The sequence below is a fragment of the Chitinophagales bacterium genome (genome assembly GCA_019638515.1).
Classification (GTDB): domain Bacteria; phylum Bacteroidota; class Bacteroidia; order Chitinophagales; family LD1; genus UBA7692.
The window spans coordinates 63,838-82,530 of the sequence record JAHBTS010000003.1; the positions used below are offsets into that span (position 1 = coordinate 63,838).

At 41.6% G+C, this 18,693-nt stretch carries 10 protein-coding genes; 6 read left to right on the forward strand and 4 right to left on the reverse strand.

Annotated elements, in window-relative coordinates; translation table 11 throughout:
- Positions 1-17: 17 nt before the first annotated feature.
- From KF872_06945 to KF872_06955, 3 genes are all read right to left on the reverse strand, one after another.
- Positions 18-7,364, reverse strand: coding sequence for a gliding motility-associated C-terminal domain-containing protein (locus KF872_06945; GenBank protein MBX2903278.1), 7,347 nt, complete (start codon positions 7,362-7,364; stop codon positions 18-20).
- Between the two features lie 412 nt (positions 7,365-7,776).
- On the reverse strand, positions 7,777-8,718 hold the full coding sequence (locus KF872_06950; protein ID MBX2903279.1) for a hypothetical protein: 942 nt from the start codon (positions 8,716-8,718) through the stop codon (positions 7,777-7,779).
- Between the two features lie 35 nt (positions 8,719-8,753).
- Positions 8,754-10,490, reverse strand: coding sequence for a hypothetical protein (locus tag KF872_06955; protein MBX2903280.1), 1,737 nt, complete (start codon positions 10,488-10,490; stop codon positions 8,754-8,756).
- A gap of 142 nt (positions 10,491-10,632) precedes the next feature.
- Between KF872_06955 and KF872_06960 the strand changes: the two genes are divergently transcribed.
- The 4 genes from KF872_06960 (at position 10,633) to KF872_06975 (ending at position 15,518) form a co-directional block, all read left to right on the forward strand.
- On the forward strand, positions 10,633-11,994 hold the full coding sequence (locus KF872_06960; GenBank protein MBX2903281.1) for a hypothetical protein: 1,362 nt from the start codon (positions 10,633-10,635) through the stop codon (positions 11,992-11,994).
- A gap of 84 nt (positions 11,995-12,078) precedes the next feature.
- Positions 12,079-13,614, forward strand: a complete 1,536-nt coding sequence (locus tag KF872_06965) for a hypothetical protein (protein ID MBX2903282.1) — start codon at positions 12,079-12,081, stop codon at positions 13,612-13,614.
- A complete protein-coding gene (locus KF872_06970; GenBank protein ID MBX2903283.1) occupies positions 13,607-15,049 on the forward strand; it encodes a hypothetical protein in 1,443 nt (480 codons plus the stop codon). Before KF872_06965 ends, KF872_06970 begins: the two co-directional genes overlap by 8 nt.
- Positions 15,042-15,518 (forward strand): hypothetical protein, encoded by a 477-nt coding sequence (locus tag KF872_06975; protein MBX2903284.1) that lies wholly within the window; start codon positions 15,042-15,044, stop codon positions 15,516-15,518. The genes KF872_06970 and KF872_06975 overlap by 8 nt, the downstream gene beginning before the upstream one ends.
- 11 nt (positions 15,519-15,529) lie before the next feature.
- On the opposite strand, the gene KF872_06980 is transcribed toward KF872_06975, so the two are convergent.
- Positions 15,530-16,225, reverse strand: a complete 696-nt coding sequence (locus KF872_06980; GenBank protein ID MBX2903285.1) for a class I SAM-dependent methyltransferase — start codon at positions 16,223-16,225, stop codon at positions 15,530-15,532.
- A 156-nt stretch (positions 16,226-16,381) separates the two neighbouring features.
- On the opposite strand from KF872_06980, the gene KF872_06985 reads away from it, so the two are divergent.
- A complete protein-coding gene (locus KF872_06985) occupies positions 16,382-17,236 on the forward strand; it encodes a 2OG-Fe(II) oxygenase (GenBank protein MBX2903286.1) in 855 nt (284 codons plus the stop codon).
- Positions 17,237-17,249: 13 nt separating this feature from the next.
- Positions 17,250-18,686: a hypothetical protein gene (locus KF872_06990; protein MBX2903287.1), complete on the forward strand. Its 1,437-nt coding sequence runs from the start codon at positions 17,250-17,252 to the stop codon at positions 18,684-18,686.
- Positions 18,687-18,693 lie beyond the last annotated feature (7 nt).

An 18,693-nucleotide genomic window follows, 5' to 3' on the forward strand; every position in this document is an offset into this window, starting at 1 on the left:
ATTGGTAAAACAATTTGTTATCGAACCAACAACACACTGCCCTTTCTCTTCTCAGTTTGCCCATCTACAAAAGTGATGGATGTTTCGTAAACATAATTTTCGGAAGGTGAAAGTTCACCATTGAAGTAGCCATCCCACCCTTGGTGGTAGTCGTTGCTTTCAAATACTTTTTCACCCCATCGGTTGAAAATTTTCAGGCTGAATTGCAACACCGAAAGGTCATCTGTGAAAATGCCAAACACATCATTGCTGCCATCACCATTGGGCGAAAACAAATTGGGGATGTAAAGCTGCTTATCCAGCAACACAAAAATACGCACTTCACCTGCGGCAGTGCAGCCGGTGGCATCGGTTACCAACAATTCATAATCGATGTTTTCTATGGTAGATGCAACAGGCGATTCGCAGTTGGCGCAATTCAAATTTTTCGTTGGTGTCCATTCAAAACTGTAGGCACCAACACCGCCAACCACTTTGTTGCGAATCAACACCGCATGCCCCAGGCGCACGGTGGTGTCTTGCAACATGCTGATGATGATTTCATCGGGTTGCAAAATACCGGTGGCATCGGTGGCGGTGCAACCGTTAATATCAGAAACTGTTACCGAATAATTTCCTGCTGCAAGATTGCTGCCGCTACTGCCAAAAACACTTGCGCTGTTCCATTGATAGCTGTTGCCGCCATTGCCTCCGCCCACCGTAGTGTTGAGCGTTCCATCGTTCGATAAATAGCAACTCAAATCGGTGTGGGTGATGCTCACCGTCAAAAGGTTTGGATCGGGCAAATTCAAAGCAAGCGAGTCGCGGCAACCGTTGGCATCAACCACCGTTACCTGATAAAATCCTTGCGGAATGTTTTGTGCGTTTGTGCTGTTCAAGGTGCTATCGAAATTCCATTGATAGTTGTAAGCCGCAACACCACCGCTGGCGCTCACCAAAATAGAGCCGTTGCTTTCGCCAAAGCAGCTCGGTTGAGTGGAATCGGATAATACAATCTGCAACAGCGTAGGCTGAGTGATATTTGCTGTAGCAGTTGCGGTGCAGCCGATATAATCGGTAACGGTAACTGCAATGTTGCCTGCCGGAAGATTTTGCACCACCGAAGTTTGTTGAGGAGGTGTGCTGCTCCAGTTGTAAGTGTAACCCGGAATGCTTCCCTGCGCCACCACTTCTGCGCTGCCTTGCGGATTTTCAAAGCACAACAGATTCACCACATTCTGAATAGTTGCTGTAAGCAATGAAGGCTCTTCAATCAAAACTGTGTCAGACAAAGCGCAGCCATTTGCATCGGTGATACCTGCAATGTAAGTACCCGCAACCACATTAGAAAGCGCAACTGTTTGTTGCGCGGGATTGCTGTTCCAAACAATGGTATATGGTGTTGTGCCGCCCGCAATTTGCAGGGTTGAACTGCCATCGCTTCTACCAAAACAACTCACACTATCGTTTTGAATTTCTGCGCTTGTGAGTAAAGTCGGCTCAGTAATCGTTGCATCAGAAGTGTCGGCACATCCATTTACATCAGTTACGGTTAATGAATAATTATTGGGCGAAAGACTGGTGATGGCACTTGAGTTTGCGCTGTTACTCCATATATAAGTAAATGGCTGTGTACCACTGTTCACATTCGCAGCTATGCTTCCATTATCAAAACCATTACACGAAACATTGGTTGGCGTTAACGCAATTAAAGGTAAAGGATTCACTGTAACTATCATGCTATCCGCAGCCATGCAATTGTTGGCATCGGTAACTGTAACATTAAACTGTGTGGTAACAAGTGGTGATACAATTTGCGATGCACCGGCAAATCCATTACTCCATAAATAACTTCCTCCTCCTATTGCATTTAATTGTACAGACTGATTCAAGCAAATGGCTGTGTCGTTTCCGGCAAAAGGAATTGGCAAAGCAAACACTTCAGTTTGCTGCGTGTCGCTGGCAGAGCAGCCTGCACCATCGGTAAATGCATACACAATTTCATGCACTCCAACACCTGCGCTATTCATGCTGAAATCACCACCCGAAATTCCCGCACCCGAAAACAAACCGCCTGCCGGAGTTCCCTGCAGCGCAACACTTCCTGCATAATTACAATAGCTAGCATTCAAGCCTGTGAACGAAACCACCGGAAGTGCATTCACCTGAACAGTTTGTGTGTCGGCATTGGTGCAATTATTGGCATTGGTGAAAGTGTAGATAATGTTGTGTGAGCCTACACCCGCAACATTCGCTGAAAAATTATTCCCTGCAATTCCTGCGCCTGTAAAAGTTCCGCCAACAGGATTTTCAGTTAAAGCAATTGTTGCAGCATCTACGCAATATGCAGGAGCCAAGCCGCTGAAATTGGTTGGTGTTAGCGGATGAACAATGGTGCTTTCTGTGGTATCCCATGCGCAATTATTGGCATCGGTGAAACTGTAAGCAATGGTGTGATTACCCGCGCCAGCAACTGCCGGAACAAAATCATTTCCTGAAATTCCAGTGCCGCTCAAAGTGCCGCCAACGGGTGTGAGCAACAACGTTTGTGCAGCATAGTTCACGCAATACTCAGGCTGAAGATTGGCTATGGTGAGGAAAGTTCTCGGGTGGATGGTTGCAATTAAAGTATCACTTGTGGTGCAGTTGATGCGGTTGGTGGTGAGCACAAGCGGTTGCTGAATATCAGCAGTCGTAAAATTATTTGCGCTGAAAGTAGTGAAGCCCGAAGCTGCATCTGCAACACCTATTGCAGGATTCCATGAATACTGATGGCCCGCTACATCTACCACACCAATTGGTATTACGCCACCTGAACAAAATGCGCTGTCATTCCCGGCATTGAGGTAAGAAATGTTATTAGTGAAAATTTCTGCTGCACTGCAAACACAAGGATTGGCGTTGGTTTCAATCAAGGCAATTAGGTTGCAACCATTGCCTGCATTCACATTAAATGAGGTATTGAAGTTGTATGCAGCAGCCGAGGTAATTTCATCTAAAACAGTATCGGTGTGCAGTAACACATCTGCTCCCGAAAACACATTGTTGCCATCGGCATCGCGATAGTATTTCACCACCAAACCTTTTCCTTGCGTAATGGTTTCTCCAAAGTTGTAAAGACTGCCGTTCACTTCCAATCGCTCGGCATTGCTTCCCGCAGTATAAGCCACAGCATTCAACGTAGTGAATTCCAAACTCGCTTTGTACACATAAATTGGAAGCGTGGTGTCGCCAGTTCTCACCTTGATGCCGCAGCTTTGACTATTTTGAATGCACAGTAAATTTTTAGCACTCACAGTAAAAGCATCAATGGTTTCTATACCGCAAACCAAGCTATCTGCCACCACATCAAACTGCACCGAAAATTTAATACTGTCACCGGCAACAATTCCATCAGGCAGTTGCCAGGCAATGTGCTGTAGATTATTCAACACATATTGACTGAACGAAGCCACAGGCGGAGTGTTGTGAATGCCAGAAAAACTTCCGCTTACATAAGTGGCATAGCGAGGCAACACAACCACTACCGAATCTAAATTTGTGGTAGCAAGCGGCCCGTTGTTTTTAACCGTTACGGTAATGGGTGTTGAACTTACGCATGGCGAAATATAGGTGCTGTTCAAATGCACTTCTGCATCATAAGGCTTATCGGCACCAGTTACAGCTAATTGCGATGAAAGCGAAATTTCCTGCCCGGTGTAAAGCCCACATGCGCTTCTGCCATTAAAATTAAAACCTATCAAACTTCCCGAAGTGTAGTCGCAATCAGTGCGTACGCTAAAGCGCACTTTCACATTGTTTAAAGTGGTTTGCAAAATGCCTTTCAAACCATCGGTTCCAAGGGTTGCACTGATGGCTGATAAATCCCACTCATAAGAAGTTCCTGAAATGAAAGTGGGGTTTGGGATGCTGATATATGGTGCACCCGGAGGATAACTCAACTGCGAACTTCCCGGAGTGATGATGACTCCCGGTGGAAGAATTACGCGCAACTTTAAATCGTAAGCAGTGCCCAATTGAATATTTACACCTTCTACAATATAGGTAGCTGTGTCGCACAAATCCACCGTGCCTGAAGGGCTGGTGATGTTAGCAATGAGGGTAGGAATTTGTGGCGAAAGCGTTAGCCTGATGCGGTCAGTATTGCATGGATAGTTGGCAAGGTCTGTTGGATAATTGCCGCAATTCCAACCTGCATGAACAATCACCGAATCGGGCGCGCAGGAAGTGTAGCTTGCGGTGATGCGCAAGTTTCGAATGCCGCTTCCTACCACTTGACCCAACTGATAAATTCCGCCCGCAGTTGGGTTCACCACGGTATTGTTTGTTACATCAAAAACCTCCACCACTACAACACCCGAAATTTGCGGAGCAGCCACAAAAACATTTTCGGCAGCAAAAGCTGTAGTGTTGGAAATAGAAACTTCCCAACTTGCTGTGGCATCCTGCGCCAGTACCGATGGTAGTTGCGATTGCAAAAACAAATCGGGACCCTGATAGGTGATGAAATCCAAATCGCCACGCGAACTCACATTGGCAGTGTTGGTGCCTATCAAGTTTGCACTCTCGCCAAAAAACCAGTCATACACTACGTTTGATGCCACATTCTGCACCACCCTGCAAGTGGGTTGCAGCGTTACTTCCAGCGTTCCGTAAAAACCATCATCGCTTTCCTGAAAAGCTCCACCAAAGCGCGAAAAATATTGCTCCACCGCAAACTCTAAAGTGTCGGGAGAATTATTGGAAGGTGTTAAAGGTTGCCATGCAGAAGTGTTGGTTACTTGTGAACCCGCGGTGCGGACGTGATTAAACCTTGCCGAAACAAAAGTGTAGCCGGTTGGTGGAACTACGCGCAACATTTGCGGATGTGCCCAATAGCGATATTCAAAAGGAAACATATTGCCCCCAGCATATTGCTGACAGCAAGGACCCACACTGAGGTAATAGTTGTTGGTGAGCGTAACGGTGTTGCAGGTGTTCACCACAAAACTGTTGGGTCCCCAGTTGGTGTAGTAGTAACCCACAATCGAAAACGCTCCATCATAATTATTACAGAAAAATTTGTTGGCAGGCAGTGTTGGGTTGGCAATGTCGCTGGCAAAAAATTCATTGGTAACCCTGCATAAAAGAACAGCACCGCCTGTATTTTGTGTTACTCTATAACGCGGACGAAAATCCACCACATCGCTTGTTTGAAAAGTAAAGCCCGCAGGCACGCAACCCGAAGCAATCAAACCTGCTGCGCTTAGGTTGTAACGGAAAGTTCGGGTGTTTCCTGCATTGGTAACAGTGGGTGTTGGTGATGCGCAGGTGTAGGTTATTCCCCCACGGGTGATGATGAGTTCACCATCTATAAAGGTGAGGTAATTGTTGCCATTGGTGATTGCCGATTGTGCAAAAAGATATTGATAACTGCCATTCACCGTTCCGCTGAAATGTGCAGACACGGTATCGCCAAACATTGCCCTGTCTGTGCGAATCAAATTCAAACTCACCACTCCCGCTTCAGGCACACCATCGTTGTTATCATCGCGCAATCCATAGTTCGTTCTTCCAATATTAAAACCCGAAACATTCATGCCCGCGCAGGTGGTAGGGCACACCACTGTTATTGGATGATTGATACAAGCAACCCTATGGTTACATGCGCAATTCGGGTCGCTGATGAAAAAACTTTCCACGCGAATGGTTCCCACACCACCGGTGTTTCCGCAGCTTGCGCAGTTGGCAGTTAAATCAAATCGCAAATCGCCATTGGTGCGGTTGAAAGGCGGATTGCCATTAAAGGTAATGGTGATGGTGTTGCCCGCTGTAGTAACACTTGCAGGGTTCCACACATCTACTCCATTGGCATGAACAATGCGCGCATTGCCCGCATAGCTCAAACAGTTGGGTAATGTTACCACATAGCGCCATTGGCGGCTTGACAGATTCACATAACCATTATTATCATTTACAAAAGCAAAACTAAAGGTGCGGGTTTGCCCGTTGGCGATAGTTGCCGGAGAATTATTATCTGTAAAGTCGGAATAGAGTTGATCATAAGAGCGCGCATAAGTACGCGGTATGATGTAGTTGTTTTGACAAATGTTGCTGTAGCTTCCTTGATAACTCCATCCTGCACTTGTTCCGGCACCAACTCCCGTGCCTGCGCAATCATCCTGACAGCACGAAAATGAATTCCACAATACAATGATTGAATCACCCGCATTGATGGGTGGTAAGCTGATGGTAACATTCCCCGTGCGCATTCCGGCAAGGCAGGCATAATTTCCACTTAAGCCATTTACTGTTGGCGTGAATGCTTGCGGTGCGCCATTGTTGATGCGATAGGTGAAACTGCTGATGTCCATTGCAGTTTGCATACCTGCCGCAAATGTTGTTCCGGTGGAATTAAACACATTGATAGAAACATTGGTTGCCTGCCCAAGCCCTGTGTTGCGGATGGCAAGTTTTTGCAGGTTGGCAGTGCCCATGCCATAACACGCACTTTGCGATGGGGTGTGGGCTACAACAAGATTGGGTGTAAGGTTTGGAAACACCACATTGGCACTTGAATTAGAGGATTGACAAACCTGATTATTGCACCCCCAGCCCGCTGTGAATGCAGATGAAACTGCCACGCAATTAGTTACGGTTACATTCTCACAAATCACTATGTTTTCGCCCGATTCAAACAAAGCATTTCCATTGCCAATGGTAGTAAAATCTGCAGTACCCAATGTTACAATCTCGGTGTTGCCCTGTGTAACTCTTGTACCGCGATTGATGCTATTGATTTGAATACCGTTATCATGTTGGTCGGTAAAAACAAACTGCGAAAGTGCGCCAAGTCCGCCATTGGTGATGGTGATGCAGCGCGTATAAGTATCACCCACATTACCCGAGTAAGATTGATTGGTAACAGTGGTGATAGAAACATTCGGTTGCTTGATAAGATAGGTAAATGAAGTGTCGCTATCAAAAGTATTAAAACCATTAGCAGTGTAATTTACCCTTGCAATGTTTCGCGCGGGCAGGCCTGCTGCCATATAAGCCATCACATCGCAGCCGGCACCTGCCGAAAAAGTAATGGTGCGATTGGTGAGTGTGGCAATATCGGTGATGGCAAAAACCGGATTGCTTAAATCTGAAATATTTTGCTCGGTGGCACCGGTTATTGTTCCCGCAACATAAATTAAACCGCTGGGCATATTTACTGCCACCGAAACATTGGTAAGTAAATTGGGCGAAGGGTTGTAAAGTTGAAGTGTAAAGGTTTGCTGCTCTCCGCACACCGTCATTTCTGTTGGCACACTTGAGGTTATTACAAGCCTATTGCCTTGGGCAAACACCTGACCACACATTAGCATCCAAAAAAATATCAGAGAATAAAACTGTTGCATCCTTATCTGCTTATTAACTGCCGAATGTAAGCTATTGGCGGCAGCATAGAAAAGACCGCCTGAAACTAATTAGAGATGCCTCTCATTTAGTTTGCAACCAAAGAGCAGTGTGTTCCCAAATTCTACAAGCACATAAGCAAAGAAGGCATTGAGTTGATGCTTAAAGAAAATATTCGGGTGAATGATGAAGACGAATCCAAAAAAGAGGGCACTACCGACACAGCACATCAAAAACAAAACTCCGTAAAGACTCCAACAGGCGAAAACCCAAAATCAGCCATCTTAAACAAGACCATCGATTATCCCGAAACTACTACAGAGGCATCTTTGAAGACAATATCAACGTAATACTTGCAGCAGCCACCATAAACTTCAAACAAATAATGAACAAATGGAAGAAAATTCAACCGCTTCAAAAGCAATAGAACTGCTGGAGATAAGCTATATCTAAATCCTTTTTATCTGGGCGATACGAAAGTGCTAAGCTATAACCAAACCGCCTATTGGCAATAGGCATTGGCTGTGCCCTATAAAAATTGGGCAGTCTCATTTTACTCAATGCCACTGTGCCATAAGCCGCACGAAAAGTATCGGCAATTTGCTGCGTATAGCTAACTACATTTTCTATTCGAGCAAGGCCATCTTGCTGCATTAAAAGCGGTATGGATATTAACTCTCTGGAATTTCCAAAAACATGTTTCGATCTAAAAATACGCACTGCACTCTTGCTATTACAACATGCTTCATAATTCAACAATAAATCGTTTAGGCTATCGGCAACCACAAATGGATCGTAAGGATCTATCAAATACCACTCGCCATCAATAGCGGTTAATGGAAACGTATGCACTCCGGGTTTACTCACCATTTGCGTATGTAATTTCAACCAATGCCGTACACAGTCTGCATAAAATTGTGCCCTGCCTTCACAATACACAGCTTTATGGTTGTAAACTCCCAAATTATAGCGCTCTTCTATTGAAAGTTTATTCCAATTTGCATCGCTCAACGAATCGTTGTTGATGCCTAAACTATCGCCCAAAAAACGATAACTAAATGCGGCATATACAAAATCTGCCACCAATAATGCTTTGCTATATTGCTTTGAAGTTTCAGGAATTGGAAACAAATCTACTTGTGCAAAATGCTGTTGAATAAGGTTCTCCGCTTCCGAAAAACTATATGGCAAATTACGAAACAAAGTATCGGGCATAATAGTTGGAATAGGGAATGTAGTAAACACAGTTGTATCTGATGCCCGATGTGCAGGCTGCAATAATGTATGCAAATGCATCATAGAAAGAGAAGTATGGCTATGCGTTTTATCGCGATAGCAGCCAACTGCAATAAGCATAACAACAATAACCGCAAGAGGAGAAAAGCACTTCATTATGTATTATCTTTTTGCAGCCAATAATTGCCAATTGCCAAGGCATCTAATCCGGTAGAAAGGAAAGTTTTTACGGCCTGCTCTGGTGTACACACAATAGGTTCTTCCTTATCATTAAAAGAAGTATTGAGAAGTGCAGGAATACCTGTTTGCTTTTCAAACTCACTGATTAAGCGATGGTATAAATAGTTGGCTTCGGGAGTTACCAATTGAGGCCTAGTGGTTCCATCTGTATGTATGGCTTCGGGAATAAGTTGTTGCGCTTCGGCTGTGGTAGAAAACGCAATGGTCATAAAAGGAGCATGTTGCGCATGTATGAGTAAGCGGTCTTTAGCATCGCACAAAATAGAAGCAGCAAAGGGTCGCCATGCCTCTCGATTCTTTACCTGTAAATTTACTTTATTGCTCATACCTTCTATTGCCGGATGAGCCAAAATAGAACGGTTTCCCAATGCACGTGCACCTGCTTCCATTGCACCTTGAAACCAGCCAATTATTCTGCCTTGTGCCAATGCACTTGCCGCAGTTTTTTCAATGCAAGGCTCTAAGCTAAATGGCATGGTGGTTTGTCGCAATGCTTGTTCAATTTCTTTATCGGAAAAAGAGGGGCCGTAATATGCATGCTGCATGCTTAAACGGTGATTAATACCCATAGCCTTTGCATGCAGCATTGCTGCACCTAGTGCAGTGCCATCATCGCTAGAAACCGGAGGCACAAAAACATTTTTAACTGCCGGGTGTGCAGCTAATATGCCATTCATTTTACAGTTAAGTGCCACTCCGCCTGCCAAGCATATATTTCCATTAAAATTGGGCAGTTTAGTTACTCTTTTAAGCAATCCTAGCATTGCCGATTCTATTAAACTTTGGGCTGCATAGGCTACATTATAGTGATATGGCAACAGTGCCGAATTAGCTGCTCGCGCTTTACCCAACAAAGCCTCTAATTTAGTGCTATAAACACTTCCTGTGGTATGTTTTCCCGCAAAGCTAAAGCGTGGATTATAGCTATATGCACCATCTGTATCTATAGAAAGCATTTGCTGTAACTTAAACATGGTATCGGCATCGTATTTACCATAGGCAGCAAGTGCCATTGTTTTGCCTTCATGGCTATTGGGTGTAAAGCCAAGCCATTCAGTAATACTTTGATAAAACCATCCCAGCGAATGTGGAATTTGCATTGTTTCTACTTGTGTAATTTCTTCACCCTGTGCCGAAAAAATTGTAGTACACTTATCTTCTCCGCTGCCATCTACTACAATAATATGTGCCTGCTCCATACCCGAAGCAAAATACGCGCTGGCAGCATGGGCTAAATGATGCCGATAAAAATAAACTGGTGGCACTTTTACATTTGCATCAATAGCTTTACACATCTTACCCAATGCACTTCTTACAGCAGCAGGTCTGTATTTTGCAAGTTGCTCCAATGCATTTTTAAAAGCACCTTTATCGCTGTTGAACGAAGCATATTGCAAAGCAGTTTTAGCCACAAAAAATGGCATATAAAATTGGTAGCGAGGTGCGTACCAACCAAAGGCAATAGCATCTATTTGCTCCAACGAAATTTTTGCTTGCTGCAAACACCATGCTGCTGCCCCAACAGGCATCATTCCAAAACTTTCTTTCTGCCTTGTAAAACGCTCCTCGGCAGCTAAGGCAGTAAGTTTACCTGCCTGCCACAAACATGCTGCGGGGTTAATACCTAAACCATTTATGCCAAGTATATTCATTGCCTATGCAGTGGTAAAAATCTTTTATTTTTTGGCATTCTGTACATCGCACTAATTTATTATTGCACATCTTTAACGCATACAAGTATATTGTGGCTGCATGAACTTTGCCACACAATGATTTCAACCACATAGTACAAAAATGGCTGTTAGTAAATTTACAAAAAACTTAGTGCTTGCAGGAATGGTTACAGCCATTGCATTACTTCTTGCCGAAGTAGGATTACGCATGGCAGGCGCGCGCCCCGGCACTTATATTCTTAGTAAAGATTTTAAAGTGGTGGACTCACCTTTTTTATACAAAAACTACATTACTGACGAAGCCGGAATTTACAAACTTAGCCCTTGGGTAAGCGATACGCTTTGGCATTACTTTATTTCCGAACCAAATACCATAAACACAGCTGAGTTCAACAATACTTTTATAGCACAAGACAAGCTAGACCAATGTATGCAGGATTTTGTTTCTATACAGAATCCTAAATGCTGTCGAAACTTCAGCAGAATCCTACACAACTATCGTACGAATAATACACATACGAGTTTATTAAAAGACACTTTCAATTCAATTAAAAAAAATGGTGCCATCAATACATGGCAACAAGCAATACTTAAATATGTAAACCACCCATTTAATACAGACGGGTTTAGAAGTATAGGATTCAACAACGACTCAACCGATAAGCTAAAAGTGTTGCTCATTGGCGACTCTTATGTATTTGGCTATAGTGCATCACCTTTTCATGCATCATTCTCCGACAACTTACTGGCAAAAGGCTATATGATATATGCAGCAGGAATTCCCGGCACAGATCCTGCCCAGTATGCAGCCATTGCCCAAAAATATATTCCCATTATTAAACCCGACATTGTGGTGATGTGCTTTTATGAAGGGAATGATTACATGCCCTACAATCGCACACCACAACACATGCATCCACATGAATATATGAGCAATGCAGGTTTTTTTATTAGTGCGCCTCACGGAGAATTTATGGATTTTACTACTTGCTACCGTTACTACAAATCTCTGCTAGAAATACCTAATACGCAGCACAATGCTTTTAATTCAATAATGGCAAAAAGCGCTCTAACATCTTTAACTTGGGGTGGTCTTCTTAAAGCAAACTTGGTTAAGCATCCAATAGTAGAAGCATCGAATCAACAACTATTACAAATGCAGCAAAATTACCAACCCGAGTTTACAGCGCGCCACATACATAGTTTCGATACTGCCTGCCGGAAATACAACACACCTGTGCTTTACACCGTTATTGCACAACGCGATGACGTAAACCACACAGGAAGCGAAGATGCCATTCCCGACACTATGCGTGCACAACAAGTATTTGGGAATATTCCATTTCAATACTGCCGCCACACAAAGAGAAAACTACATTACCAAACAATAGATTCTCATTTTAACAACGAAGGGCATCTAGTTTTTACGAATTTCTTAGATACGCTATTGAAACCTTTTGCATTGCAAAAAATTAAGCAATAAAACATGTTGGATACTATGAAATTTCTTGAAAAAAATACGGAATGCAATAGCAACATACAGTAAAAAAAATTTCTTTTACCCATTGTGAAACTAAACACACTTCTGCCAATAAACTATATCCAAAAGCATCGACTGCTTTTTTTAGTCCTTTCAATATTACTGGTTGGGCGCTTGGCAATAAGCGGAGAAGGCTACTTAGAAGATAGCGATGAAGTAGATTACTACTGTGCCGAAAATGCATTCGATGCACTTATAGATTTCCGCTTTGCCGATTTCAGCAACCATTTAGCACTTACAGAAGGCAAGCCTACAGAAACATTTTTAAAAGTGATGCAAGTACCCTTCCACAGAGCGTTTGCTTTTATCATCAATGAACCACGCCACAGCCCTGCAGCACTTTGGATACTGGGCTTGGTAAATATTACCGTATCGCTATGCCTGCTATTCGCTTTCTATGTATTGCTCAGGCAAGTTCAAATAGCATATATACCATCGGTTGTCGGAACACTTTGGCTGGGTGTATTTATCAACTTCAACCTATACACCCGGCACTTGCTTTCTTATGACTTAGGGCTACTCTTCTTCGTAACTGCACTTTTGTGCTTGCTTTATACAAACGCCAACGAAATAAAAAGAATCCAACTTGCCGGATTGCTTACAGCGCTTGGCATTACTACTTATCACGGCTATTTTATGATGGGATTTATTATAGGAATATGGCTGCTGTTTGGCAATAACTTTAAAAGAATTTCAGTTACTCAGCGCATCAAACATTTTACCATTGGCTTTCTGCCACTACTTATTTTGTACGAAATAATTTTTTATCCGGGTGGGCATTCTTTCATTGGCGAAAACTTAAAGATAAGCGAAACCATCAATCAAGGTTCTCACCAAGAAGGTTTCCTTTTTGCTTGGCTCTACCTCACCAAAATTGAAGGTATTGCCGGTATTGCATGTCTTGCATTGTTTGCACTAGCAGCAATCTATTCTTTCACACGAAAGCCATCTTCTCCAGTATCCATTTTAATTATATCCGGCTTGGTGGCTTATCTTATTTATGCTACGGCAGTGTATTACTTCCACATACTGGTATTTTATGGAAGAATATGGCACATGTATTATCCTTTTATGGTAATGGGAGCAGTGTTTATACTCAGTAAATTTAAATGGATTGAAAGCCGATGGACAGCCGCATTTTTACTATGTATTTTGTGTTTTCAATATGGAATAAATATACAGAGCTTAAACAGCATAACATATCCGCGCAAAGTGCTGGATAAGTTTGGCGTACTATTACCCGATGGTTCGGTTGCAGAGAAGCACTACAAATACACCATGCGGAGTGTTGAAAGGTATGTTTCAAACGAATACTTCAGAAAGTATGCCGCAAAGCCACTTGAAAACAACAACTACATTTTTACAAACACCTGTTTCTTTAGCCACTTCCCCGACTTTTTCTTAACCACCTATGAGCCATTAAATGTGCCTGGAAGAAAGGTATACAGCAAACTTCATTTTATGAGTTATCCTGCTTATACTTTTGAGTACTGCTCTACTTATGGACGCTCTTTCTTTGAAAATAAAAAAATTCATATTGAAGTAATTGACCCAAATGAATAAGCAACATCTTACTTGGTGGGGAAATATATCGTTGGGCATTTCGGCAGTTATTGGATTAGTATGCCTGCTAACTGCTATTATGTATAGCGTACCTAATGCCGAAGATTTTGCCCTTAGTAATGCACCGCGTTTTCAAGGAAGGATAACTTCAATTGTAAACATCTTATGCTTTTTTGATTCGCGTTACACAGCAAATATGTTGCACGCTTTCAACCCTTTAGCTTTAGGCTCTTATCAGCACTTCTTTATTATTCCGCTCATCTGCTTTCTATTGTTGCTACTTGCGGTACGGTTTTTTCTTGGAAGCATACTTGTTTCAAAAAAACTATGGCTGCTTTCATTGTTGCTTACATGCAGCTATATGGCTTTGGTGCCCAGTTTACCTTTTGCACTCTTTTACATGAGCAGCACTTTTACCTATACCTATCCTTGTATTTTTTGGCTGCTGTGGGTTGGTACACTATTGCGCTACCACCAATGGAAAACTCCACTTACTACATTCTTCGGCTTAACTTTCCTAATCCTATCGTTTGGCAGTAGCGAATTGTTTATTCCCATAAATGGAATAACACTATTGGCGGCATTGCTGCTGTGCTTTCCTGCAAATAAAGAACGGCTCGTTGCAGTTCTACCGTATTGCATAATTGGGGTAGCCTGCTTAGCTTTTATATATTTTATGCCTTCCAATAAATTTAGTTCAGAGAAAATACACAGAAGCCTTGCCGAAAGATACGAAGGTTCCAATTTTCTCTTCGTAGGTTTAAAAATGTATAGCAGTGCTTGGATAAGAGGCATCTTCAGCATCTATAATCTTTTGCTCTTTTGCGCACTCACTGTTGTATTTCAATCTGTAAATTTTCGCCCTCAATTACTGCAAAAATGGAGTGCCCAACACCTTGCAGGGTTGGTTGTTTTCGTACAGTTCTTCTCGTTCTTATTTATGTTACCCTACTTGCTTTCAATAGGCTCTTCCAGCGAGTATCCGGTTCGTATTCTCAATATTGTACTTTTCTTTCCTTACATAGCTTTATTTATTCTATTGCCATATTTGTGCAGTAGGTTTGGTTTACCTGTGTTTTTTAACCGATGGCTACTACCTATTACTACTCTTCTATTGCCTTTAAGTGTACTAGCAAGTGCTCCTAATTTTAGATTGATAGTTCAAGAATTGTATTCGGGGAAATTGGCAGAACTATACACCAACCACCAACAATTGTATAGCGATATTGATTCAGTAAAAAAGTGTGGAAAAACTCCGCTTATAGTAGAATTTCCGCAAATGGAAACCCCGCCTGCTTCTATTTGGCTGCATGGCGATTTATTGCCCAATCGGGAAAATGAAGATTGGAATCTTGCCTACGAAATGTATTTTCAAATTGATGAACTACGCCTTCCGGGCGATACTATTTTTAAACCCACCAACACCTGTGAATAGCACTATCTATAAATCGCTTGTTGTTACAGTTTGTTGGGTTGCAATACTTGCAATACTACTTGCAATACTACATCGGCAACCGCAAGCGCATCTTAATAAAACATATTTAAGTTTAAAGCATTCAACAGCTATTACAAAAGATTTCTATACCGAAAAATACCTGCGTGCCGTACAACATGAAATATCTATGGCAACAGACTTGTGCAAGGTATCTAATCGGCAACTACTCACTGAATTTACACAGCTCCGTAACGATAGTCTTTTTCTGTATAGTTTATACTTACCATTCGCAAAAGCGCAGGGCGACCCCATAGTAAAACACCACCCCAAATATGCATTGATGGTTGAGGCTCCGCTAAGCATTACCCCTGCAAAATCGGTCACCTATTTCCTTATAGAAAAAAACAATCGAATGGCTTTTGATAGCATTGCAGGATTGCGCTATTACATTGCTAATTTTGCAAACTAATAAGACATAAACTATGTCTGTTGTGCTTTACCAAGTATGTACTTTATATAAACAAGTTTTCCTTCTTTCAATTGGTTATGAAACTCAGAACCCTTTGTAAAGTTCACACCTTGCTTATTCAGCAGTATATCTTCTAAATACCCCATAACACCCCCGGAAGTAGAACTGCTATCTATAGATTGCAATACTCCGCTTGTAATATCTTCTTTATGTAAAATAGCTAAACTCGCTCTCTCCATCTCAGTTTCTACTTTTGCAACCGCTTCTACTCGAAAAACATCTGCATAATGCAGTCTTCCATTAGAAGTAAGGGCATTACTCACATTGGTAAAAAACTTAGATTCCTCCGGAAAATGCTGCGAGGCTTCTACGCTAAACACAAAATCAAATTTTACATCCCCAATTACCGATGGAAAATTTTCAGATGTGGCTCTAAAAAACTCAATATTATCTTTCTTAAACTTTGAATTACTATAAGCAACCGAGAGTGCCAATTTATCTACACCATAAACCACTTTCCCGGGTAAATACTTAGCTGCCAGATTAGTTCCTCCGCCCAGTCCTGAGCCAACTTCCAATACATGATTGATGGAATCTCTTGCACCTTCGAATACTTTTAAATAAAGAGAGCTTTGTCTATGAAGTTTATCTGCCTCACTTGTTTCTTTTACTGTACTCTCTAAAGCACCCACAAATCCTAGATTCATGAAATCTAATTGCTCCTTATTTATCCATGCTTTAATTACAAGCAAGTGATACCATAGATATATAAAGTAGTTACCCCTAGAAGTTAAAACTCTTTGCGCCATATATTTTTATTTACAGAAAATAGATTGTACTATTTGCAACAAATAAAGGGAATAATGAACAAGATTCAACTAAATCGTTACAATTCAGAACAGCTATCCACCACTTCTATATTTACATCGCCATCCATAACATCTCCATTTATCACCGTTATTGAAGACTTTTTATCGCACGAAGAAATATGCAGTATATTAAAAACATATACGGATATTAAGGAAGAAACATTTCCGCTCCCTAACCAACAAGGAAGAGTGTATCCTTTGAGTATCTATGCGTATCAATATAGATTTCATAATAATAACGATGTTGCCTTAGAGCGGTCTTTTTTTTACTCCTCTGCGCAGTTCAATACTAATTTTGCAAGCAAATTCAATATTGACATTTATGCCAAACTAAAAGCAGTTTTGAATGCTATAACCAACTGCCCCGAATATGAATATGTACCACACTACACTCATGGTGGTGAGTTCCCTTTCTGCACCATACGCGAACTTTTTCCAGGTACAGGTGAAATGACAGTACATTGTGAAAAAGCACTATTCTCCTTTGCCAATACTTTCTACAACAACATCACTCCAACAATGGATATAGATTACCAATGGAGTTTTTTTGTTGTATTAGAAGCTCCGGAGAGTGGAGGAGCTTTAACCGTGTTTGATTTCGACAACAATGAAGTGGTACAAAAAATAGATGACGAAAAATTTCTAATGCGAGATGGCAGTATATTTACCATTGATCCCCATAGCGAAAGAGCTGTACAAGTTATGCCTAAAAAAGGTAGTCTTGTTATCTTTAACGGAGGTAACTACTGGCACAGGATTGAACGCATAGCGGGCAATAATAGCAGGATTACTTTAGGCGGATTTGTTTGCCACGACAACAATTCCAACAAAGGATATATCTGGTCCTAGATTTTAATTTAAAATGAGTAACACCAAACATACCGCCTTAGACACTTTGATATATACCGCTCTTGGTGTTGTACTTTTTGGGGGGTACTTCTTATTCTTTGCAGGTAGCTGGTTTTCGTATCCTATTGATGAAGATATGTGGCTTTCTGCCTCGGCAAGAGATATTGGGTTTGCTCCAACACTCCTAAATCTTTTTTCCATCTACGATGGGCGTTATTCCACCAATATTCTCCATGTTTTAAATCCACTTACTTTTAACTGGATTCAAGGCTATAGCATGATGTCTTCTTTGATTATCTTACTGCTGGTTCATTCTTTTTATACCTTACTTACTTCATTCTTTACTTACCGTAAAAAGTATCACGCACTATTGCTGAGTTTAGGAACTATTTTTATCTTCTTCACCTTAGTTCCTGTTTTAAACAATAATTTATACTGGGTTGGAAGTGCTTATGTTTACTTGTTTCCACTCATTTTTTACTTCTACTGGCTTGGGCAAATAGTTGCAATGCTGCAATGCTCAACCGCTCCTTCCAATCTTAAATACATCGTAGCAACTATTACCTTAGTTATTGCTATTGGCTTTAATGAAACCTTTCTAGCGCTGTACGCCATTTCGTTGTCATCGCTTTTTATCTATTCCTCCATATACCGAAAAGAAACTACAACTTGGATTTTGCCACACATCTTAACCGGGCTAGTAGGTATTGTATTTTTTGTTACAGCTCCGGGTGCACAAATGCGAGTAGAACAGAATACAACTCCACTCACATGGCATTTGTTACTCCAAATTGGCAAGCATTTTTTATATGTACTACAGGTTGCCGTTGCTTCGCCACAGGTAATTATATCTATAGCAATTATGGCTGCATTGCATAAGAAATGGAGCATTCGTACTAAAGTTGCATTCACACTTAAACACAAAGTTGTCATTGCACTTTTTTCTCTCCTTTCGGTATTAGGTATGATTGCTGTTTACAACTATGCCAAGAATATTATTGGAGACTTCCCTATACGTATTTTTGGCCCTTTGATTGGGCTGGTGTTTGCAATGTGTGTATTGCTTTTTGTTTCACAATTTTACGCACTCTTTAACCATAAGTATTACATGCTTTTTACCAGCATAGTATTGCTAGTAGCGCTTTCACAAAACAAAAATCTACAATTGTTTTCTAAAGATTTTTTAAGTGGTGATATGCAGCGTTTCAAAACCTTTATGATGCAACGCACTGCCGTGTTAGAAGAAGCCTCTAGGAACCAAACTGAAGCAGTAAAACTACCGCACTTAGAAAGTTATCCTAACTCCATTTATTACTATCCCGACCCCGAAACCCAACAAAACAATTCTGTATGGAATAGATACTACGAAAGCTATTTTCATGTTGGGCTTATTACCACTTATGCAGACACTTCTAACCGCATGCTCCTAAATAAATATTGCGATGATTAAGTATTGT

What these genes read in the sequence shown, in the direction of transcription:
- KF872_06950 (MBX2903279.1), bottom strand. Translation starts at nt 8,718, where the DNA reads ATGCTTATTGCAGTTGGCTGCTATCGCGATAAAACGCATAGCCATACT.
- KF872_06980 (MBX2903285.1), bottom strand. Translation starts at nt 16,225, where the DNA reads ATGAATCTAGGATTTGTGGGTGCTTTAGAGAGTACAGTAAAAGAAACA.
- KF872_06990 (MBX2903287.1), top strand. Translation starts at nt 17,250, where the DNA reads ATGAGTAACACCAAACATACCGCCTTAGACACTTTGATATATACCGCT.
- KF872_06955 (MBX2903280.1), bottom strand. Translation starts at nt 10,490, where the DNA reads ATGAATATACTTGGCATAAATGGTTTAGGTATTAACCCCGCAGCATGT.
- KF872_06985 (MBX2903286.1), top strand. Translation starts at nt 16,382, where the DNA reads ATGAACAAGATTCAACTAAATCGTTACAATTCAGAACAGCTATCCACC.
- KF872_06945 (MBX2903278.1), bottom strand. Translation starts at nt 7,364, where the DNA reads ATGCAACAGTTTTATTCTCTGATATTTTTTTGGATGCTAATGTGTGGT.
- KF872_06970 (MBX2903283.1), top strand. Translation starts at nt 13,607, where the DNA reads ATGAATAAGCAACATCTTACTTGGTGGGGAAATATATCGTTGGGCATT.
- KF872_06960 (MBX2903281.1), top strand. Translation starts at nt 10,633, where the DNA reads ATGGCTGTTAGTAAATTTACAAAAAACTTAGTGCTTGCAGGAATGGTT.